Raw genomic sequence first — 20736 nt, forward strand, 5'->3', positions numbered from 1 at the left:
TGGTGAACCCTTCGACAAGCTCAGGGCGAACGGGAAGAGCACTCAGGGCGAACGGGGAGTGGGCTCAGTCTCAACTGGAAACGGACGCTAGTGGCTTCAACGCCGCTGGCAGCCAGCCGGCCAGCCGCGCGTGGATCTGTGCCTCGCGCCGCTGCCACCAGATGCCCAGCGCCACCACGCCCAAGCCCAGCAGCGTGAGCGCAAACGGGAACAGCAGGCTGTCTTCAAACACGCGGTACGACAGATAGCCCAGATAGCTCGCCACACCAATGGCACCGAGCACGGTGAACACGCGCCGGCCGATGGCCGCGCCCAGGAACACCAGGCCCACGTTGATGAGCGCGTAGATGAACTTGTTCACCTCCGAATCGCTGTCTCGCAGGCTCAAGCCCGCCCAGAACATGATGGCGCCGAAGAGGTAAAGCCAGAACGCGAAGTCTTGCCGGTTCAGGGGGTGCGTGGAAGCGAGCGTGCGCAGATCGACCCACACCGCCATGGCGCAGGTGGCCAGGCCGAACACCAGCGACACGTCGCGCGTGAACTCCCAGTCGAAGCCTTGCTTTTGCATGAGCATGTGCGCCACGTCCATGCTGAGGTACCAGATGGTCACCGCCACCGGCATCACCATGAACGGCAAGCGGAAGCGCCGCAGCATGACCACAGCGGCCGCCAGCGTGGCCAGCTCCAGCGTGAGCCAGCGCCAGTCGATGAAGCGGTGGTAGTCGCGGTAACTGTCATGCGTGCCTTCGGGCCAGAAACCCAGCCCGCTCTGCAGCGCCCACACCGCCAGCGGCACCAGGCACACCGCCAGCGTGGCCAGCACACCGGCGGGTGTGCGCAGGCGCTGCACCATGAGGTTGCGCGCCACCAGCAGCGCGCCCGTCATGTACGCAGTGGCCAGCGCAAACACGCCCCAGGCACCAAACAGCTCCCAGCCCAGCGTCATGAACAGCGTCATGGCGCCGATGGCCAGCATGCCGCCGAAGTAATACAGCGTGTTGGTGAACGAGAAGCTCGGCCCCGGCGCCACGCGCGGCATGGGCGCCATGGGCACACCCGACGGCAAGGGCTGCGCGGCCGGCGGCGCCAGCTCGGCCGCCGTCAAGCGCTGGTCGCTCCCCGGTGACGCCCACGAGGCCCAGAGTGCATGGGCTTCGCTCGGCACGATGGCGCCGCGCTCCACCGCAGCTTCAATGTCGGCCCAGCCCAGGCGCACGCGCACCGATGGCAAAAACACGTCTTCGGCTTGGGTGATCTCCCAGGTGGAGGGCTCGTCTGTGGGGATGGTTTCAGGGTTTTCGTTGTGCATGTGTTGTGTGCCCCGGGGGGTTTCCTCGACTCCGCTGCAACGATAACGGAAAGCCGCGTGGGCGAGCTGTGCGGTGCGACCATTCAGCCCGCGCCAGAGACCGCTTGCACCGAGGAGAAACGCAACGCGCCCCTAGAATGCCTTGATGAGCTCCAACACCCCCCCCAGCAAGCCCAACAGCACCCCAGGCAACGCCCCCGCAGAGGGCGATCACAAGGTCAGCAACTTCCTGCGCCAGATCATCGAAAACGATCTGGACAAAGGCACCTACACCCAGCGCCGCTGGGCCGGCACCCCCGGTGACGCCGCGCACCACGCCGCCGGCCAGCCCGACCCGGCCAAGATCCGCACCCGCTTCCCGCCCGAGCCCAACGGCTACCTCCACATCGGCCACGCCAAGAGCATCTGCCTGAACTTCGGCCTGGCGCGCGACTACGGCGGCGTGTGCCACATGCGCTTTGACGACACCAACCCCGAGAAGGAAGACACCGAGTACGTCAACAGCATCATCGATGCCGTGCAGTGGCTCGGCTTCAACTGGGAAGCCAACGGCCAACAGCACCTGTTTCAGGCCAGCGACTACTTTGACTTCATGTACCGCGCGGCCGAGTACCTGGTGGAAGCCGGCTACGCGTATGTGGACGAGCAGACCAGCGAGCAGATGCGCGCCGCGCGCGGTGATTTCGGCAAGCCCGGCATTGACAGCCCGTTCAGAAGCCGCACGCCCGCGCAAAACCTGGCGCGGTTCAGAGAAATGCGCGATGGCCAGCACGAAGACGGCAGCATGGTGCTGCGCGCCAAGATCGACATGGCCTCGCCCAACATCAACCTGCGCGACCCCGCCATCTACCGCATCCGCCGCGCCACGCACCACAACACCGGCGACACCTGGTGCATCTACCCCATGTACACCTTTGCGCACCCCATTGAGGACGCACTGGAGCAGATCACCCACAGCATCTGCACGCTGGAGTTTGAAGACCAGCGCCCGTTTTACGACTGGCTGATGGACCGCCTGTGCGAAGGCGGCCTGCTGGCGCACCCCGCGCCCCACCAGTACGAATTTGCCCGGCTCAACCTCACCTACGTGATCACCAGCAAACGCAAGCTCGCGCAGCTGGTGTACGACCACAAGGTGAGCGGCTGGGACGACCCGCGCATGCCAACCATCGTCGGCCTGCGCCGCCGCGGCTACACGCCCGAAAGCATCCAGATGTTTGCCGAGCGCATCGGCGTGACCAAGAGCGACAGCTGGATCGACTACAGCACGCTGGAAGGCTGCCTGCGCGAAGACCTGGAAAACAAGGCCCACCGCGGCATGGCCGTGCTCGACCCCGTCAAGTTGGTACTCACCAACTGGGCCGAAGCCTTTGGCAGCGACGACTACACCGAAGACTGCACCCAGCCCGCCCTGCCCCACCACGCCGTGCCCGAGGGCCAGACCCCGCCGCCCGAGCGCGTGTTCAAGATCGGCAAAGCCGTGTGGATCGAACGCGAAGACTTTGAAGAAGTGCCGCCCAAAGGCTACAAGCGCCTGTTCCCCGGCAACGTGGTGCGCCTCAAAGGCGGCTACGTCATTGAATGCACCGGCTGCGAAAAAGATGCGAGCGGCACCGTGACCGCCGTGCACGCCAAGGTGATCCCCGGCACCAAGAGCGGCACCCCCGGCGCCGACAGCGTGAAAGCCAAAGCCGCCATCACCTGGGTGAGCGTGGCCGACGGCGTGCCCGCCGAAGTGCGCCTGTACGACCGCCTGTTCAGCGACCCCCAGCCCGACGCGGGTGGCAAAGACTTCATCGAAGCGCTGAACCCGAACAGCCTGAAGGTGGTGACGGCTTACGTGGAGCCTTCACTGGCTGCGGCGAAACCGGATGAGAAGTTTCAGTTTGAGCGGTTTGGGTACTTTGTGGCGGATCGGGTGGATCATGCGCCGGGGAAGCCGGTTTTCAATCGGGTTACGGGATTGAAGGATTCTTGGGCGAGATAAATCCTGAACAATCAATTATTGATGCGTATCAATAAGATTGCAGCCACTTTGCCGAAATCAACTCGCTTCGATTGCTAGTTTATTCAGCCGCTCAACAAGCTCGTGCACAGTGGTGTAAGGTTTGCATACTCCAGGAGTCGCTGCGGGTCCATGAATGGCTTTGAGTTTTTTAGCGTGCTTAATTGCATCAGCCTGTCTATCGAGAAGCAGTTGGTACATGTTTTCAGCATTTTTTTGTATGTACCCAGTTTTTTTCTGAGCAACTGCGCATATCGCGTTCGATCTATCCCCGTATCTAAATATTGGAAATGCAACAAATACCATAACTCAAAGCATTCATTCGAGAATGCGATATGAAATTTATTCTGTTTCGCCAACTGGAAAGCGTTTGCAACATGTGCAGCAGTAAAAGAATCCTTGTCGAAAACACACCAAACTTCACGGTAGCTGCCCTCTCCATTTAGTCGTATCGCGTCGTTTACGAGAGAGACCGTGTTGCACCCTGTTCCGCGTACATCACATACACGGCTAGCCACTCTAAATGATCGAAAATAGTTGGGTTCGGTTTGCTCGCCCTCACAAACTATCAGGATCTTTCGGATTGGCTGCCTAGTCCCGACAACTCTAGGTTTTAGATTCATATCTCACGTTGCTTCAAACGGTTTTTACGAGCGCGTTTGGGAGCAGCAGATAGCTCTTCGCGCAAATAAGGCACTCCGCCATATGCTCCCTCTAAATAATTCTTTTCAAAGCTCGCATCATTGCGAACTTTAAACTCAACGAGTGACCGCAACGAACTCCGACCAAGTCCATCGCGACCCGCAAACCAGATCTGGTCGCGCCGCAAGATATCCCCATTCAACAGATTTGTGTCGTGAGTAACCGCGATCAATTGCGCTCCATTTGGATTACCCTTGCTGGTGTTGAACATACGTAAAATTGCTTTTGTGACATTCGCGTGCAGTCGCGACTCAAATTCATCAATAAAAACAATGTGAGCGGATTTCAGCGTATCGACGAGAGGGCCAGCAAGCGCCACCAATTTCTTTGTTCCTTCCGATTCGTGCATTTTCAAATCAAAGGATACCTCACGAACAAATTCTCCTTCGGCGTCATACATTTTGTGAATAGAAATAATTTTTCTACTAGGGACACTCTGCACGCCTTTCAAGAGGGATTCTAGAACTGCAGCTTGTGCTTGTGCTGCCGGCTCTGAAGCCTCAGCATTTTCAACAGAAACCTCTACGCCTTGAAATTTAATTCCGGGGATTTCTTCACCCGCCTCAAAACGATCAATACCCAGATCAAACGCCTTGAGAAGATTTTTTATATCCTCACCATATTCTGGGCTATCCAGTCGACCAGCAGTCCACGCCAAAGGCATGACGTCATTTACTCCTGATATGATTTTTAGTCGCGTGAACCATTCTGTCACCTCTGTGGAGAGAGGGCCATCGAAGTTAGCGCAAACGGACAGAAATAATGCGTTAGAGCGGGTTCTTGCCTCCAACCCACGACCCTCTTTAAATGCTTTACCAACTTTTATAGAGTCTACGTCTCGATCAAACAATTCAACTGTTACCCCCCCCTTCTTCAGCGCTCGTCGACTTAGGCATTCCTTTTGAATTCGCTCCCGCGTCACAGATACTCCATATTGAAATAGATAGCTTCCTTGAATAAAAATGACCTCAAAGGAAGATGCTCCTGTTTCAGTATCTGGACTGAGCAAAAACGGCGTTACTTCTATCTCGGTTTTAGCCCTTGACTCCTTCGAAGAATCTAGCACCAAGCGCTTCAAAAACTTCAAAGATTTGACTAGGTTTGTCTTACCGCTGTTGTTAGCGCCGTAAATTACGGCGCATTTCAGTACGTCAAGGTCTGACATCACGGACAGCACTGCGCCTTCATCAAGCGTGCGATCCTGAGATTTCCGCTTGGTAGCGAGCATAGAAAGAGTTACTTCATCCTTGAAGGATAGAAAGTTCTTCACTGAATATTGGAGCAGCATGGCCCGGAGCCTCATAAAAGCAGAAGGTGGAGCCGCATCATAGGATCAGAATGCCAAATTTTGAGGAAAAACCGCGAATTTGGCCGTCAGCAGTACTTTCCAGTGAGAGAGTTCCAGCCCCAGTCCTTACTCAAGTCATGAAGCGCGCGCCAAACCGTCCGGCTCCCCCTATTCCCACGATGAGCCGGTGCGTGGCCCTTGTAACCCCCACATAAAACAGCTTGGCTTCTTCGCGCTCGTCTTCGCCCTTCGCGGGCATGTTGCCCGCACCCACCAGCGCCACCACCGGGAACTCCAGCCCTTTGCTGGCGTGCATGGTCAGCACCTTGATGGTGTCGGCGGCCGGGTCGAAGCTGCCCGCGCCTTTGCGCACCTGGTGCGGCAGGCCCCGCTGGCGCAGCACGCCGGCGCATTCGTCCATCTCGCTGTAGTGCCGGCAAATGATGGCCATGTCGCCCCAGGCGTGGCCTTCCTGGTGGGCAGAGCCCAATAGCTCGGCCACCCGCGTGGCTTCGGCCCGCAGGCTGGGTAGGCGAATGATGAGCGGCGCTTCGCCGTCGCGTCCGCAGCTCACGGGCTTGAGCATGGGGATGCCGTCTTCGTCCTTGTCTTCGGCCGTCAGCAGATCGGCGGCCACGAGGCTGGCGGTTTGCAGGATCTGCCGCGTGTTGCGGTAGTTGATCTTGAGGATGGTGGTGCGCCCCTGCGCCTGAATGCCCACGCTCTTGAAGCTGAACTGCTTGCTGCGGCTGCGCTCGTAAATGCTCTGCGCGTCGTCGTACAGCACCAGCAGGCTGTTGGTGCTCGGGTCCACCATCTGCGTGATGAGCTTGAGCCACTCGGGTGCGAAGTCGTGGCCTTCGTCAATGAGCACGGCTTGGTATTGCCCGCTGGGGATCTGCTGACGGTCCACCCCGTTGATCACGCGCTGCACCATGTCGGCCATCTTTACGCCCACGGGCATGCGCGGGTCGGGCAGGGTCTGGCCAAAGGCCACCAGCTGGTCGCGACACCACTTGTGGAAGTGCACCGCGTGCACGCGGTCGGCAATGCCTTTGGCGGTCATTACGCGGGCGAGTTGCTTGGCCAGCGGCTCGTTGTAGCAAAGCATGAGGATGGGCTTGCTGGCAGCGGTGTGCGCCTTGGCCAGGTGTTCGGCGCGGTAGCCCAGCAGCATGGTCTTGCCCGAGCCGGCCACACCGTGAATCACCCGGTGCCCGTCGCCCAGGCTGCGGGCCAGCTGTTCTTGCTGGATGTCCATCACCCGCATGACGCTGGGCATGTCGGCGGCTTCGTCGCTGTCGTCAAACAAGGCGCCTTGCACCTGCACGCGCACCTCGGGAAACATGATCCAGCGCACGCGGTCGAGCTGTGGCAACGACATGACGTTACCGAACGCGTGCGGGAACATGTTCCACAGGCGTTGCTGAAACTGCTCCGGGTCGGTGGACTCGGTCATCTCGTCGGAGCAGATGACGTAGTGCGGCTCAATGGCCTCGCCAAGGCCAGCCATCTCGAACTGCCTGCGCGTGATGCGGGTGAACACCACGCCATGGCCCCAGGGGAAAGCGAGCTTGCCTTGGTGGGCGCCGCTGGGCTGCACCAGTTGCGCGTCGCGCTCCAGCGCGTTGACGACTTGAATGGCGCAATGCCGCGCCTGCGCCAGCGGGTTGATGACCACCTTCACATGCCCGTCAGGGATGATTTCCCAGGCTTGGCGCGTGGCGTTCTTGATGGTCTCCAGCTTCCAGTCTTTGGTCTCCAGAATCAGCAGCCCCCGACGCGGATGCAGGATCACAAAGTCCGGGTGCGATTGTTTGGGACCGACGGGCACGTCGTACCAGAGCAGGTAGTCGTCTTCGAGCTTTTGCTCCAGCCGCTCGGCGAGACGTTTCTCGCCTTGTGTCATGCGCGACAGGCAACTGCCGAGTGCAGGTATGAGTGTGGCCATCTAGTTGTAAGTAATTGCGTCCCTGGGCACATGATGCACGCAATCCGGTTGCCGAGGCTTGAAGCCCGTCAACCGTGCCACCTAAACTACACCGGCACCTTTTCCCATACCTTCGCTCAAGACACCTCTCACATGCTCGCCAACCTGATCCCCTTCCTCCTCCACTGGGCCATCACCGCCTTCTCCCTGTGGCTGGCGAGCCATCTGTTCAAGGGCATCCGGTTCGGCAGCACCTCGGCGCTGGTGGTCTCGGCCCTGCTGCTGGGTCTGGCCAATGCGGTGGTGAGGCCACTGCTGGTGGTGCTCACGCTGCCCTTGACGCTGCTGAGCTTTGGCCTGTTCCTGCTGGTGATCAACGCGCTGATGCTGTTGCTCGTCGCCAAGCTGGTGGACGGTTTCAAGGTCGACGGGTTCTGGACGGCGTTCTGGGCCAGCCTGTTCATCTCGCTCCTCAGCCTGGTGCTCGGCGCCTACGTGTTGGGCGGCACGCCCGAGTTCACCATCGAGACCAGCCCGGCGCCGGGGCGGGTGTGGCTTTGAGCCCCATATCAACCAAGACGAGTTCACACATGCCATTCATGCGCGTTTTCACGGTCCTGCTCGCGGCACTGCTGCTGAGCGCATGCGCCGCACCCAAACTGACAGCGGAACAGGCCAGCAGCATCAAGAAGATCGGCATTGTTTCCCTGCTGCCCCAAGAGGTGAAGTACCGCAAGATCGGCATCACGGTTTTCAACAACGAGTACAAGTCTGTGCCGGCAGGCGATGTGTTCAACGCGGCCGCTCGCTCCAGCGCAGAACGTTTCCTGCGCCAGTCGGGCAAGTACGAGGTGAAGCAGATCGAGGTCGACGTTGCGCCCATGGCCAAGAGGCTCAACGGCCGCAGCATGGTGATGTCACAAAACATCGAGCGCATTGACACCGAGATCGTCGAGTTGGCCAAGTCGAATGGGGTGGACGCGGTGATCGTGGTGGGCGAAAACTTTGACGCGGAAAGAGGCGTCTTTGGTCTGGTGATGGGCCTGCGAGCCGGCCTGGGCGACGTGCGATCCGCCGGGGCCATGGCAGGGCTGCAGGTGGCGGGCATCACGGCTCGCAAGGAGATCTTTCTGGGTTGGTACCCGTCGGTGGGTATCGGCAGGGGGGTTTCCCGCCCCGAGGGCAAGCCCTGGGCTTACAAGCTGGAAGACAACCTGGATGAAGCCACTCACCGAGAGGTGATGAGGGTGATGCAGGCCGCCATCGAGAGCGAAGTCGCCGCGGCGCTGGCTGCCACGCCCCTCTGACAGGCTCGATGCCTGGCCATAGCGCATCAGCACCGCAAGCCTGGCTACTGGCAGGGCCGCGGCAACTGATGCCGTATGCGTTGGCGGAGGCTGTTGATGCCGCCGCTCTCAGTGCAGCGTGTTCGCCATGATCTGGTGCACTTCCTGCTCCAGACCCTGCGACGGTATGACCACCATTTGCTTGCCGCCGAATTTTGCCGAGTAGCGCGGCGTTTCGCTGGCATGCTGATAGGCCTCGCCAAGCCGGAAGATCAACTCCCCGACTTCGACTTGCGTTAGGTGGTGTTCCTTGGCCATGTCGTTGAGGCTGGAGACCTTGCCGTCATGAATCCAGGCAATGCCAAAGCTCGCGGGTGGCTTGCCGAGGAAGACAAAGGCTTCATGCTCTGCCGGCACCACTTCCAGGTGGCCAGACACCTTGTGCGCCAGCTCCTCCAGCGGTGCTTTGATTTCATCGAGTTTGCCAATCGCCTCGCTGTCCATCGGCAGCGGCGGATACTCAACTTTGTGGCCGAAAAGCTTGTCGAATAGTCTCATGTTGTTCTCCTTTCAGAAGACAAATAAGAGAGCCTGACAACAACCCACAGGCTGGGTGCGTAGAGAGAAAGGTCGCCAAGCACTTTCACCATAGACCTTCAGAGCGATCTTTTCAAATCGGATCGATGAAGCAGGCGCAGGTCCCAGCTCGGTTGTTCATGAATCTGTTTCTCAAACTTGCCAAAGTTGGTGTTTTGATCAGAATGAGAAACATATGCCCAGCAAACCACCCACTCCGCTTGACCAAAGCACAGCGCAGTTGCAAGCACTGGGCGCGCAACTTCGAGCGCGCCGCAAGGCACTGCGGGTGAGCAGCACGGTGGCGGCAGAGGCGGCAGGCATGTCGCGAGTGACGCTGCACCGCATCGAGAAAGGTGAGCCTTCGGTGGCAGGCGGCGCATGGGCCAATGTCATGGCGGCACTGGGCATGACGCTGCTGGCCCGAAACACAGAGGATGCCGATGCTGCTGGCGGGCGAGCGAGCTCGGCGGATCTTGCCGAGTGGATTCCGGTGCGCGTGCGCTTGGCGGACTACCCGCAGTTGAAGGCCCTGGCCTGGCAGGTGCACGGTATCGACACACTCACTCCCATCGAGGCCTTGAGCATTTACGAACGCAATGCGCGCCACATGGACACCGCGACCATGTCGCCTGCCGAGCAAGCACTGTTGCAGGCGCTGCGCACGGCTCTGGGTGACGGCGCGGCGGTGGTAACCACGCCCGATGTTTGAGCGCCCGCATCACCAGCGCATTGCGCATGTGCTGGTCGCGCTGGCGGCGGAGGCGCGCGCTTCAAGCGGCGTCCGGCACCTTGGCAATCACCTTGATCTCGAACTGAAACCCATACAGCCACGTCACGCCAACACCCGTGAGCGTGGGGTACGGGGCTTCGCCCCAGTGTTCGCCAAACACCTGCCAGATGGTTTCGAAGTTCGACTCCGGGTCGACGATGAAGACGGTCACGTCGACCACGTCCTTGAACGTGCAGCCGGCGGCCGAGAGGATCGCGTTGAGGTTGTCAAACGCGAGCCTGACCTGGGCCTGCAGATCGGCCTCGGGCGAGCCATCGGGGCGGCTGCCCACCTGCCCCGAGACGAACAAAAACCCGTTGGACCGGATCGCTGGCGAGTAGTGGTTCTTGTCATAGAGCGCCTGGCGCCCGGCGGGAAAAACAACATCACGTGCAGACATGGAAAACCTCTTTGATGGATGGGAATGGATCGACTCTAGGCATTCACGGCCTGCGGATAAACGGGCAAGTCGCACAATGACTGTTTGAGATTCCCAAACAATCCAACGAGGTGCGAGGAGCAGCCATGGACCGTTTTGATGCAATGCAGGCCTTTGCCCGCGTGGTGGAAGCCGGCAGCTTCACCAAGGCCGCACAAACGCTGCACATGAGCAAGACCACGGTGACGCAGCTGGTGCAGCAGTTGGAGGCGCGGCTGCGCGTGAAGCTGCTGAACCGCACCACGCGACGGGTGAAGGTCACGGCCGATGGCGCGGCCTACTACGAGCGCGTGGTGCGCCTGCTGGCCGATATGGAAGATGCCGACACCAGCCTTTCCAGTGCTTCGGCCTCGCCCAGGGGGCGCCTGCGTGTGGACGTACCCAGCCCGCTGGCCCGCATGATCCTGATGCCGGCCCTGCCGACGTTTCACGCGCGCTACCCCGAGATCCAACTCCACATGGGCGTGAGTGACCGCATGGTGGACCTGATCGGCGACAACGTGGACTGCGTGCTGCGCGGCGGTGAAATCACCGACCCGTCGTTGATCGCGCGCCGCGTGGGCGACCTGCAGCTCGGTGTGTATGCAGCCCCCAGCTACCTGGCGCTCGCGGGCACACCGCTGCACCCACGCGAGCTGGAAGACACGCACCACCGCACCGTGGGTTTTCTGCGCGCGCGCAGCGGCACGGTGGCGCCCCTGGGCATGGAGCGTGAGGGTGAGCGCATCGAGGTGCAAGGGCGCTATGCGGTGGCCGTGGACGACGGCAACGCTTACCTGGCGGCGGGGCTCGCGGGCATGGGCGTGCTATGGCTGCCGCACTACATGGCGCAAGACCACGCCGCGCGCGGCGAACTGGTGCCGCTGTTCGACGGCTGGCGTTTTGATTCGATGCCGATGTACGTGGCGTTCCCGCCGAACCGACACGTGAGCGCGAAGCTGCGCGCGTTCATTGACTGGGTGGTGGAGTTGATGGCGGTGCATGCGCCGGTGGCTTCGCGTCCGGGGAAACCCAATTCTTGACGAACACCATGGACGCCTCCGAATCCGCAGCGCTGATGACCTTGCTGCGCACGCAACCCGTGGCCTCGCTGGCCACGCTGCACAAGAGCGCACCGGCCGTGTCCATGGTGCCGTTCGCCCTGCTGCCCGATGGCGCGGGCTTCGTCATTCACGTGAGCCAGTTGGCCACCCACACGCAGGACATGCGTCGGAACGCAGCGGTGGCGTTGCTGATCACTGCGTCACTGGCGGCCGGAGATTCACCGCTGGCATTGCCCCGGGTGAGCGTTCAAGGCTCGGCGCGGTCATGTCCACCCGAGTCGCCCAGGTACGAGCAAGCAAGACACGCTTACCTGGCCAAACTGCCCGACGCCGAGCCGCTGTTTTCGTTTGGCGATTTTTTGCTTTTCGTCATAGAGCCCGAATCCCTGCGCTACGTGGCGGGCTTCGGGCGGGCCATGTCGTTGGTGGGCGAGCGAATGCACGAGGTCTTGGGTCAAACGGGTTGAACCGCCGCGTGCGCCTTCAAGTTGCTGGCTGCACTTGAAGAACCCCAAACTGGGTCTCATCGGACCCAATTTGGGTACGAAGGCAAACTACCACCTACCATGCCCCGCCCCCACCACCACGTCTACGTGATCGAGCTGTCCAAAGACGTGCTGCTCGAACCTCGGTTCCGCAAGAACAACCCGGGCTACATCGACGGCAAACCCTGTGTGTATGTGGGCATGACCGGGCTGGACCCGGATGTGCGTTTTGACAAGCACAAGGCGGGCATCCAGTCGAACGCGTATGTGCAGAAGTACGGGCTGCGCTTGTTGCCCGATCTGTACGAGGGCTTCAACCCGATGAAATACGCCGATGCCGTGGACAAGGAAATTGAAGTCGGCATCGACCTGCGTTCGGCCGGATTCGGCGTCTGGCAGGCCTGAACGGCAGCGGTTCAGCTCGTGGCGCCGGCGCCCAACGCGGTGTCGTGTTGCACGACCATGGCGCAGCGCACCGCCACGTGGAGCCCACGCACGATGTCGTCCAGCGCCATGCTGGGTGTGCCCTGCTCCGGCAACCAGGGCACGTGCACGAAGCCACCACGTGTGTGCTTCAACTCTCGCCCCGTGGCCAGCGTATGCATCAATCCGTAGAACACGTGGTTGCAGACAAAGGTGCCCGCGGTTTGAGACACCTCGGCTGCAATCCCCGCTTGCTGCAGCGCGCCCAGCATGGCCTTGATGGGCAGGCTCGTGAAATACGCCACCGGCGCGCCCTGCTTCACGGCCGTGTCCACGGGCTGCGCGCCTGCGTTGTCTTCGATGGGCGCGTCGTTCACGTTGATGGCCACGCGCTCCAGCGACAGCGCGCTGCGCCCACCGGCCTGGCCCACGCACACCACCAGCGCAGGCCGGTGTTTTTTCAACAGCGCGTTCAGCTCACGCAGCGATGCGTCGAACACGGTGGGCAGCTGCGCGGCCACCACCGTGTGCCCAAGCACTTGCCGGCCGTGCAGCGCCTTCACGGCCAGCCAGCTGGGGTTCAGCGTCGCGCCGCCGAAGGCGTCAAAGCCAGTGAGCAGGATCTTTTTGGTCATGGAGGTCAGCCGCGCAGCGCGCCGGGCGCCAGGTCTTGCAACGCGTGCGGCCCGATGGCCGCGCGGATGAGGCGCAGCGTGGGGTGGCCCACGGCGGCGGTCATGCGGCGCACCTGTCGGTTGCGCCCTTCAGAGATCACCAGCTCCAGCCAGCTGGTGGGAATGGACTGGCGAATGCGCACGGGTGGGTCGCGCTCCCAGAGTGGCGAAGGCTCGGGCATACATCGCGCGCGGGCCGGGCGGGTGGGGCCGTCGTTGAGTTGCACGCCCTGCCGCAGCGATGCCAGAGCGGCTTCGTCGGGCACGCCTTCCACCTGCACCCAGTAGGTTTTTTCCATCTTGTGGCGCGGGTCGCTGATGCGGGCCTGCAGTTGGCCGTCGTTGGTCAGGAGCAGCAGGCCTTCGCTGTCGGCATCGAGTCGGCCGGCCACGTACACGCCCGGGATGTCGATGAAATCCTTGAGTCCGCGCCAGCGGCCTTCCGGCGTGAACTGGCTCAGGACGCCATAGGGCTTGTTGAAACAGATCAAACGGGAAACGGGTGCCGGGGCCATGGCGGGCAGCTTAGCACCGGGCAAGAGGCATGCTTGTCGAAATCAGGCCTTCGAGTTCGTCGTTCAGAGGTGGACACAACCGATCTGTTCGCTTCACCATCACCCACCCTTTGAAAGGACTTCACGATGACCACCGGCACCGTCACCCTCCACCGCGTTTTTCCCGCACCGCCCGAGCGTGTGTACCGCGCCTTCATCGATCCCGACGCCATGGTCAAGTGGCTGCCGCCGCACGGCTTCACGGGCCGGGTCTTGCAGATGGATGCGCGCGTGGGTGGCAGCTACCGCATGCAGTTCACCAATTTCAGCAACGGTCAGTCGCACGCCTTCGGCGGCCAATACCTGGAGCTGGTGCCCAACGAGCGCATCGTTCACACCGATGTGTTCGACGACCCGAACCTGCCCGGCGAGATGCGTGTCACGCTCACGTTCAAGGCGGTGTCGGTGGGCACGGAGCTCCACGTGGTTCAAGCCGGCATTCCTGCCGTCATCCCCACGGAGGCGTGTTACCTCGGGTGGCAGGAGTCGTTGCAGTTGCTCATGCTGCTGGTGTCGGCCGAGATCCCCGGCTAAAGCGCCGCCAGCGCGCACAGGCGCTGATGCGCCTCACTCTCGCGGTCGAGCACCACGCTGCGTTTGGCACTGAGGTAGTGCGTGGTGAACACGTCGAGCCAGGCGGCCAAGCTCTCGGCAGCGTGCGTTTCCCCAGCCAGTGCCAGACACAGCGCCGCCACTTCCGAGGTGCAGAAGTGGCTCTCGCGCGCCGAGCGGCGCAGCCGGTAGTTGGACACCTGATCGGGGTGCAGGCTGAGCACGGGCAGGTGGTCCAGGTAGGGGCTCTTGCGAAACATCTTGCGGGCTTCGGACCAAGTGCCGTCGAGCAACACGAACAGCGGTTTGCGGCCGTGTTCTTGCGTCGTGCTTTCCTTTGAAGCGCTCAGATCGATCACCACCCGCTCGGGCTGCACGAACTCGCCCGGAAACACCAGGTAGGGCTGCCACTGCGGGTCGGCCAGCAGGGCGAGCAGGTCAGGGTCCACCGCGGTGCGGGACCAGCCAAAGGCCCAGGTGTCGGCCACCACGTCGGCCACCAGCCAGCCGGTGTTGCTGGGTTTCAGCGCCTCGATGTCGCCCATGACCAGGCACACCCCGGCGCGCGTGGCCACCAGCGGGCGCAGGGCACACAGGCAATGGCTGGCAACGAGGCGGCAATCTGCGCAGCGCCCGCCCCCCGAGCCCCGGGCCACAAACGGTTTGGCGCTGGCGGCCAGGCGCCGCGCGCGCAGGCTGAAAACGGCGTGGCCGGGGCGGGTTTCTGGCGGTGGGGCCACTACAAATTTCATAGGAAGGACTGTAGGCGCAACGCTCAAAGCGCGTTGGGAGGCAAAAGCTGGGCTGCAAACGCCCTGTACTGTTTCCTGCGTGACAAATGTCTCAGGGCATTTGCCTCCAGCCCACCACAATGCGCCGCATGCCTGTATTTGAAATTGCTGTGTGGTCGGCCATGCTGGGAGGCTTGTTGACGTTGTCGGCCGTGGCGCTGGGCGACGCGGTGTCCAACCGCTCCACGGGATCGGTGCGCAACCTGCTCTTTGTGCTGGTCACCGGTGCCAGTTGTGTCGTCATGACCGGCTTGCCCGAGATCTTTTTTCCGGAGCTTCCCGAGCGCTTGATGATGATGCTCAAGGCGAGCCTGGGGCCGCTGGCGGGCGCCATGTCGCTGTACTTTCTGGGCAACTGGCTGGGTGGTGTGCGCGAAGACGCGCTGGTGCACAACCTCACCGCGCTGGGCGGCACGGCCGTCCTTCTGGTGGCACTGGCCCTGGCTGCGGTGTCCTCGCAGGTGGACCCGATGGATTTCCCCCCGCTGCTCATGCTGACGGCCACCGTCAACCTGGTGCCGGTGCTGCTGGGGCTGCTGGCGGTCATCCGCGCGGCCAAGCTGGGCGACCCGCTGGCGCGCTGGATGGGCGTGGGCATGGTGTGCCTGGCGGCCGCCACGGCGGGGCTCTATGCGCGGGGCCTGAATGTGCCGGGGCTGGGTCTGGGCACCTGGCTGGTCACCGCGGTGTTCACCCTGGCCTATTTCCTGATTGCTTCAGCCCTGGGTCTGGTGCGCAACCGGTACAACCGCGAACTGGCACGCCTCTCGCGCCTCGACCATCGCGCCGAGCCCGCCACGGGCCTGCCCACCGGCGCCGCCCTGCTGGCCGAGGTCGAACACGTCTTCTGGCGCACGGCGCGGCGCGGTGGCGTCTGCACCGTGGTGTGCCTGCATGTGAGCAACCTCTACGAACTGACCGACGCTCCCGGACAAGGCACGGAGCACCAGATCCTCACCACGCTGGCGGCCCGGGTGCGCCGAGCGGCGGGTTTTCGGTGCGTGGTGGGTCTCTACCACCCGCGCTGCTTCGTGGTGGTGCTTGCCAACGACAAGCTCAACAAGGCGGCCTTCGAGGCGCTGACCCGCCTTCGCTCCACCGTGGCGCTGCCCCTGTCCGTGATGGACGCGAAGCACACTTACCAGCCCTTCACGCCCCAGCTGGGCATGGGCGTGATCACACTCGAACCCGACGGCTCCTCGCCCATGGAGGTGATCAACCAGGCTGAACGCCGGGCGCTGGCCGAAGTGGGCGAAGCGCGCGATTCACGCCCGATTTCGCAGCACGAGATCGACACCGCGCCGGGGGAGTTGATGTGACGGCCACAATGCGCCATCACCCGTAAGTCCTCAGTGCCGTGGGTGGCTTAAGTCAAAGCGTTTCCTTGTGACCGGCGGGCCGCACGGTCAGCCGGTGACAGGCCTGCTTCGTCGGGCGGTGGCGCCGCTCATCTCTGCTCCAAGGCACCATGTATTGGCATGTCAAAAGAACAAGATCTCTCGCTCAGGACGCCAGCCTCGCCGCGCAAACCCGCCCGGCGCAAGCACGACCCGCTGCTGGTCAACGGGGTGAGCTCCCTGGTGGCGGGCTGTGGCCTGTGGATGCTGTCGCTGGCGATGGGCGACCAGGCCAGATTCGAACTTGCGTCGAGAGCCCTGCTGGCGCCGGCCTGGATGGCGTTGGCGGTGGGCGTGGCGCTCTTGTTGCTCCACGTGGTGATCAAGCGGCGCACCCGCTTTGAAGCCGCGATGCTGCTGCGCCAGCATTCGCGGTTTCTCGAGCCCATGCCACCGGTGCTCAACCTGCCCAAAACCGATGCCAAGCGGCCTGCCGCGCGCAGGAAACGTCCGCGCGCCGTGAGCGCCGAATGAGCGCTCGCCGCCGCTTTACTTCTGCACCGGGTTCGCCGTGAGCAAAGCGGCCGAGTAGGCCCGCATGAACTCGCGCGCCTTCTCCGGGTGGGGCGCGGTCAGCCAGGCGCTGTAGGCGCCCTCGTTCAAGATGGCCGGCATGCGCTTTTCGCTGCCGGGTTGGCCATAGCGGTGCATCAGCGCGTGGCTGTTGGCGTTCACCGTGAGCAGGCAGAAGCTCACGATGACTTCATCTCCAGCTCCCTTCCAGCTTTCCCACAAACCCGCCACCCCCATGGGCTTGCCGTCCACCCGGGTGATGCGCGTGGGCACGGGCTTGCCGCTGCGCAAGTCGTCTTCCTGAAACGACATCATGGGCACGATGCAGCGCCGCGCGCCCAGCCAGGCGTCGCGAAAGTTGTTGGAGGTGGTCACGATCTCGCAGCGCGCATTGACCAGCTTGGTCGAGCGCAGCTTGGCGTCTGAGGCCGACTTGACCCAGGTGGGCACCAGTCCGAACTGGCCCGTGGCGAGCTCCAAGGTGGGTTTTTCGGGCTCAGCGCCCTCGGCCACCGGCTCGGTGGCCACCAGCCGGACGAACACGCCCGGCTTGCGCGGCCACACATCGCGCCCGGCAGGCGTGTCGGGGGCCGGCACATTGAAGGCGTCGGGGTACAGGCTGGCCAGCTGAAGGCTTTCGAATTGGGTGCTCATCGGGCCATGCTAGCTGATGAGAGCAGCGCAGCCGGCCCGCAGGGCGGCCACTTGCCAAGGGGTCATTTTTCGCGCACGCTCCTCCACCTTGGTGAAAACAGGAGGTGCTGCATGAACTACTCGGACGGCTACCTGCGCGAAGCCCTGCCGTTCTACAGCCCACCCGCTTCGCTGGTGCCACCCGAGGTCGAGCGGGCCATCGCCCAAGAAAATGAATCGTCCGGGCTGGACGATGAAGACCTCCTTCACCGCTCCCGACGCTGGACCTACGCCCTGTTCAGCGAGATGCGTCTGGGCCAGTGGGTGTTCCGCCCGCGCACCAACGGGGCCGTTTCGTGGGGTCTGACCACCGCGTTCAACAACCCTTTCGAGCGCTGTGCCATCGGCCTCATGGACCCCGAACACGAAGCGCCGGGTTTTGGTCTGGTGCTGACGTCGCAGGTCCCGATGGAGCGGCCATTCGAACTGGTGGGTGACGCTTTTTTCCCCCGGCTTGAACAGACATTCCCCGTGGGCCTGGGCTCGGCCCGCATCGAACTGCATGCGCTTGCGCACCCGGCGGGCGCAACCTCGGCCTGTTGGGCCCGCAGCCGGAAGACCGCGCTCTGGGGCGTGCTCACCGCGGGCCACGCGGTGCGGCATGTGACGCGTGGGGGGCCGGTGGCGATGTCGCTGGGGCCACAAGGCCAGCTGGGGCGCGCCCGTTACCCACCGATCGATGCCGCCTTTGTGCTGACCACTCCGCCCAGCGGGCCGGTCAGCCCCCTGCCGGTGGCGCCTTTGCCCTGCCCGGCTGCGGGTTTTCGGGTGTGGGTGGACAGCCAGAAGGTTCCTCTACAGCGCCGCGTGATCCGCACCCTGGACACCCTGGGCGTGGTGCGCACCGGCGCGTTCCCCGTGTTGTCGTTTCTGGACCTGCCCTGCGTGCCCGGCGATTCGGGCGCACTGGTGAGTGACGTGAACCGGCAGGCCCTGGGTCTGTACCTGGGCAGCATGAACACCACCCAGGTGTCTGGTGGTGTGGTCGGGCTGGTGCAGAACCTGGAACAGGTGATGCACGTGCTCAAGGTCGATCCCTTCATCTAAACAGGAGAGTGCACATGGCCAGCAAGAAATCGTCCCCTTGGGAAGTTCAGTTGTTCGTGCCGAACGAATTCGATCCGGGGGAGGACATCGATGCCGATGACATGGTGGAGACCCACTCGCTGAAAGGATTTTTCAGCGGTGGCGCCGTCAAGGTGGTGGACGGCGAAGCCATGAAGAAGCAGTGGAAGAAAACCATCGACGACATGCTGGCGCTGACCTCGTCCATGACCGGCGCTCAGAGCGAATGGTCACTGGACGGTATCGAAATCGGGCTCACTCTCAGCGCGAAGGGCGAGTTGCTGTTCATTGCCGAGGCCGGCGCCGAAGCCAGCGTGAAACTCACCCTCAAGCGCAAGCCCCCGGTCTGAGGCAGGCAGGCGCCGGCACTGTCCCACAATGCACCCATGACCACCCTGCCCGCCAGCCCCGCAGCCGACCGCAACAAGCAGCCCATCCTGGAAACCCTGCAGCGGGTGCTGCCGGAACGCGGGGTGGCGCTGGAGATCGCGTCGGGCACCGGCCAGCACGCCACCTGGTTCGCCGCCGGTTTGCCAGGATGGCAATGGCAGCCCACCGACCTGCAACCCAGCGCGATGGTCACCATCGCCGCCTGGACCGACCAATCGGGCGCACGCAATGTGCTGCCACCGATGCGGCTGGACGTGATGTCCGAACAATGGCCCCACGAGGGCGATCTGTTCGGGGAGGCCTTTGGCGAAACCTTTGACGCCGTCTACTGCGCCAACATGCTGCACATCGCCCCCTGGGCCGCGTGTGCCGGGCTCATGCGGGGCGCAGCGCGTGTGCTGGCACCTGGCGGTGTGCTGATCACCTACGGCCCCTACATCGAAGACGGCGTGACCACCTCACCGGGCAACGTGGCGTTTGACGAGAGCCTGCGCAACACACACCCGGAGTGGGGTATCCGCCACCTCACCCAGGTGGAACAGCAAGCGCGGGAGGTCGGTCTGCACCTGCGCGAACGCCACGCCATGCCGGCCAACAACCTGTTGCTGGTGTGGGGCCGGGAACCAACAGCCCCGACCTGAGCTCCATCCCGCTCCTCACGCACTCCGACCACCCGCCCATGCTTCGAAACCTCAAAGACCTGTTCGACAACCTCGCGGCCAGCCTCACCGAGCCGGCCGGCGCCCAACTGCCTGCCGAGCAGGAACACACGCTGCAACTGTCCACCGCCGTGCTGCTGGTGGAGGTGATGCGCGCCGAGCCCGACTTGAAGGCCACCGAGCGCGATGCGGTCATCGCCGCGCTGCGGCGCAAGTTCGCGCTGACCGACGACGAGCTCGAACGCCTGATGGAGCTGGCCCACGAGACGGCACGCACCGCCTACGACTACCAGCGCTTCACCGGCATGATGAACGAGCGCTTCACCCAGGAGCAGAAGATCAGCGTGGTCGAAGCCATGTGGGAAGTCGCGTTTGCCGACAACCACCTGGACGCCAACGAGCACCACGTGATCAGCAAGGTGGCGGGCCTGCTGCATGTGACACACGGCGAGTACATCGCCGCCAAACTGCACGCGCAGGCCGCTGCCCAGGGCTGATGCCCGCGCGGGCCGCACAACCGGCTACGCATCTTTGCCTGCGCGGCGGCGCGCCTTCACCGAGCAGATACATGGGGGGCACAACATGAAGACTCACCAACCCCCAGGAGTCAACTCCATGAAACCCCGAAATCTTGTTGTGTACGCCATCGCTGCCGCCACGTTGAGCGTCAGCTCCCTGTCCTTCGCACAGGGCTATGGCCAGGGCGAGCGCTATGACGCACCCAGGATGCACCGAGTGGATGACCGTCGCGACGACCGCCGTGACGATCGCCGCGATTTCCGCGAAGACCGCCGGGATGATCGACGCGACTTCCGGCAGGAGCGCCGCGAGGACCGCCGTGATTTCCGCGCCGACCGCCGAGACTACCGCCATGGTGCGCATCCCCGCTACTACTACCAGGCCCGTGGCCCGGAGTTCCAGCGCGGTCGCTACATCCCCCACGAATACCGCAGCCGTCAGTACGTGGTGGTGAACCACCATCAACATCGACTGTCCGCACCGCCGCGCGGCCACCAGTGGGTGCAGGTGGGCAGTGACTACGTGCTGATCGCCATCGCCACCGGCCTGATCGCCAACCTGATCCTGAGCAACTGACCTCCTTCGGTCCACTCGCCCACCGGCGCTGTGCACCCCTTCATCCGGGGAGCGCAGCGCCTTTTCCTTGAGGCCTTCGGTCTGCGATGATCCGG

General features: G+C 62.9%; 24 protein-coding genes and 1 pseudogene. 15 read left to right on the forward strand and 10 right to left on the reverse strand.

The genetic code is table 11. The features are described from left to right. Positions 1-70 precede the first annotated feature (70 nt). Positions 71-1309 (reverse strand): DUF2157 domain-containing protein, encoded by a 1239-nt coding sequence (locus tag IV113_RS03955; protein ID WP_291081007.1) that lies wholly within the window; start codon positions 1307-1309, stop codon positions 71-73. A 145-nt stretch (positions 1310-1454) separates the two neighbouring features. Between IV113_RS03955 and IV113_RS03960 the strand changes: the two genes are divergently transcribed. After that, positions 1455-3296, forward strand: coding sequence for a glutamine--tRNA ligase/YqeY domain fusion protein (locus tag IV113_RS03960; protein ID WP_291081009.1), 1842 nt, complete (start codon positions 1455-1457; stop codon positions 3294-3296). A 57-nt stretch (positions 3297-3353) separates the two neighbouring features. Here the strand turns inward: IV113_RS03960 and IV113_RS26195 are convergent. From IV113_RS26195 to IV113_RS03970, 3 genes and pseudogenes are all read right to left on the reverse strand, one after another. Next, a pseudogene (locus IV113_RS26195) lies at positions 3354-3937 on the reverse strand (RloB family protein). Further along, positions 3934-5304: an ATP-binding protein gene (locus IV113_RS03965; RefSeq protein WP_291081011.1), complete on the reverse strand. Its 1371-nt coding sequence runs from the start codon at positions 5302-5304 to the stop codon at positions 3934-3936. Before IV113_RS03965 ends, IV113_RS26195 begins: the two are co-directional and overlap by 4 nt. 130 nt (positions 5305-5434) lie before the next feature. Next, positions 5435-7255 carry a 3'-5' exonuclease gene (locus tag IV113_RS03970; protein ID WP_291081013.1) on the reverse strand — a complete coding sequence of 607 codons (1821 nt, stop codon included), beginning with the start codon at positions 7253-7255 and terminating at the stop codon, positions 5435-5437. 132 nt (positions 7256-7387) lie between these two features. Between IV113_RS03970 and IV113_RS03975 the strand changes: the two genes are divergently transcribed. Both IV113_RS03975 and IV113_RS03980 read left to right on the forward strand, forming a co-directional pair. Continuing rightward, positions 7388-7795 carry a phage holin family protein gene (locus IV113_RS03975; protein ID WP_291081015.1) on the forward strand — a complete coding sequence of 136 codons (408 nt, stop codon included), beginning with the start codon at positions 7388-7390 and terminating at the stop codon, positions 7793-7795. A 38-nt stretch (positions 7796-7833) separates the two neighbouring features. Further along, positions 7834-8541 (forward strand): hypothetical protein, encoded by a 708-nt coding sequence (locus tag IV113_RS03980; RefSeq protein ID WP_291081017.1) that lies wholly within the window; start codon positions 7834-7836, stop codon positions 8539-8541. A gap of 108 nt (positions 8542-8649) precedes the next feature. Here the strand turns inward: IV113_RS03980 and IV113_RS03985 are convergent, their stop codons facing one another. Further along, positions 8650-9078, reverse strand: a complete 429-nt coding sequence (locus tag IV113_RS03985; protein ID WP_291081019.1) for a hypothetical protein — start codon at positions 9076-9078, stop codon at positions 8650-8652. Between the two features lie 214 nt (positions 9079-9292). Between IV113_RS03985 and IV113_RS03990 the strand changes: the two genes are divergently transcribed. Beyond that, complete coding sequence (locus IV113_RS03990) at positions 9293-9808, forward strand: helix-turn-helix transcriptional regulator (RefSeq protein ID WP_291081021.1); 516 nt, start codon at positions 9293-9295, stop codon at positions 9806-9808. A 61-nt stretch (positions 9809-9869) separates the two neighbouring features. On the opposite strand, the gene IV113_RS03995 is transcribed toward IV113_RS03990, so the two are convergent. After that, entirely contained in the window at positions 9870-10268 is a 399-nt protein-coding gene (locus IV113_RS03995; protein ID WP_291081023.1) for a RidA family protein, read from the reverse strand. A 125-nt stretch (positions 10269-10393) separates the two neighbouring features. On the opposite strand from IV113_RS03995, the gene IV113_RS04000 reads away from it, so the two are divergent. The 3 genes from IV113_RS04000 to IV113_RS04010 all read left to right on the forward strand — a co-directional run bounded on the left by IV113_RS04000 (position 10394) and on the right by IV113_RS04010 (position 12240). Continuing rightward, positions 10394-11329 carry a LysR family transcriptional regulator gene (locus IV113_RS04000; protein WP_291081025.1) on the forward strand — a complete coding sequence of 312 codons (936 nt, stop codon included), beginning with the start codon at positions 10394-10396 and terminating at the stop codon, positions 11327-11329. 8 nt (positions 11330-11337) lie between these two features. Next, a complete protein-coding gene (locus tag IV113_RS04005; protein WP_291081027.1) occupies positions 11338-11817 on the forward strand; it encodes a pyridoxamine 5'-phosphate oxidase family protein in 480 nt (159 codons plus the stop codon). A gap of 99 nt (positions 11818-11916) precedes the next feature. Then, entirely contained in the window at positions 11917-12240 is a 324-nt protein-coding gene (locus tag IV113_RS04010) for a hypothetical protein (protein ID WP_291081029.1), read from the forward strand. A gap of 11 nt (positions 12241-12251) precedes the next feature. Here the strand turns inward: IV113_RS04010 and pcp are convergent, their stop codons facing one another. Further along, positions 12252-12893 (reverse strand): pyroglutamyl-peptidase I, encoded by a 642-nt coding sequence (gene pcp, locus IV113_RS04015; RefSeq protein ID WP_291081031.1) that lies wholly within the window; start codon positions 12891-12893, stop codon positions 12252-12254. A gap of 5 nt (positions 12894-12898) precedes the next feature. Then, positions 12899-13447, reverse strand: coding sequence for a pseudouridine synthase (locus IV113_RS04020; RefSeq protein ID WP_291081033.1), 549 nt, complete (start codon positions 13445-13447; stop codon positions 12899-12901). Between the two features lie 126 nt (positions 13448-13573). Between IV113_RS04020 and IV113_RS04025 the strand changes: the two genes are divergently transcribed. Continuing rightward, entirely contained in the window at positions 13574-14020 is a 447-nt protein-coding gene (locus tag IV113_RS04025) for an SRPBCC family protein (RefSeq protein ID WP_291081035.1), read from the forward strand. On the opposite strand, the gene IV113_RS04030 is transcribed toward IV113_RS04025, so the two are convergent. Next, positions 14017-14790, reverse strand: coding sequence for a tRNA-uridine aminocarboxypropyltransferase (locus tag IV113_RS04030; RefSeq protein ID WP_291081037.1), 774 nt, complete (start codon positions 14788-14790; stop codon positions 14017-14019). The genes IV113_RS04025 and IV113_RS04030 overlap by 4 nt on opposite strands. A 128-nt stretch (positions 14791-14918) precedes the next feature. Here IV113_RS04030 and IV113_RS04035 point away from each other — a divergent pair, with 128 nt between their 5' ends. Further along, on the forward strand, positions 14919-16148 hold the full coding sequence (locus IV113_RS04035; protein WP_291081039.1) for a diguanylate cyclase: 1230 nt from the start codon (positions 14919-14921) through the stop codon (positions 16146-16148). 159 nt (positions 16149-16307) lie between these two features. Then, complete coding sequence (locus IV113_RS04040) at positions 16308-16700, forward strand: hypothetical protein (protein ID WP_291081041.1); 393 nt, start codon at positions 16308-16310, stop codon at positions 16698-16700. A gap of 15 nt (positions 16701-16715) precedes the next feature. Here IV113_RS04040 and IV113_RS04045 read toward each other — a convergent pair whose 3' ends face one another. Beyond that, positions 16716-17393: an SOS response-associated peptidase family protein gene (locus IV113_RS04045; protein WP_291081044.1), complete on the reverse strand. Its 678-nt coding sequence runs from the start codon at positions 17391-17393 to the stop codon at positions 16716-16718. Positions 17394-17504: 111 nt separating this feature from the next. Between IV113_RS04045 and IV113_RS04050 the strand changes: the two genes are divergently transcribed. The 5 genes from IV113_RS04050 to IV113_RS04070 all read left to right on the forward strand — a co-directional run bounded on the left by IV113_RS04050 (position 17505) and on the right by IV113_RS04070 (position 20641). Next, on the forward strand, positions 17505-18479 hold the full coding sequence (locus tag IV113_RS04050) for a hypothetical protein (protein WP_291081046.1): 975 nt from the start codon (positions 17505-17507) through the stop codon (positions 18477-18479). Positions 18480-18493: 14 nt separating this feature from the next. Beyond that, the gene (locus IV113_RS04055; protein ID WP_291081048.1) at positions 18494-18847 is read left to right on the forward strand and encodes a hypothetical protein; all 354 of its coding nucleotides are present in this window, start codon (positions 18494-18496) and stop codon (positions 18845-18847) included. Positions 18848-18883: 36 nt separating this feature from the next. Next, complete coding sequence (locus IV113_RS04060) at positions 18884-19528, forward strand: DUF938 domain-containing protein (protein ID WP_291081050.1); 645 nt, start codon at positions 18884-18886, stop codon at positions 19526-19528. A 38-nt stretch (positions 19529-19566) separates the two neighbouring features. Next, positions 19567-20043: a TerB family tellurite resistance protein gene (locus IV113_RS04065; protein ID WP_291081052.1), complete on the forward strand. Its 477-nt coding sequence runs from the start codon at positions 19567-19569 to the stop codon at positions 20041-20043. Positions 20044-20161: 118 nt separating this feature from the next. Next, positions 20162-20641, forward strand: coding sequence for an RcnB family protein (locus IV113_RS04070; RefSeq protein WP_291081054.1), 480 nt, complete (start codon positions 20162-20164; stop codon positions 20639-20641). Positions 20642-20736: the final 95 nt, after the last annotated feature.

Source organism: Hydrogenophaga sp., assembly GCF_018780385.1.
Lineage (GTDB): Bacteria > Pseudomonadota > Gammaproteobacteria > Burkholderiales > Burkholderiaceae_C > Hydrogenophaga.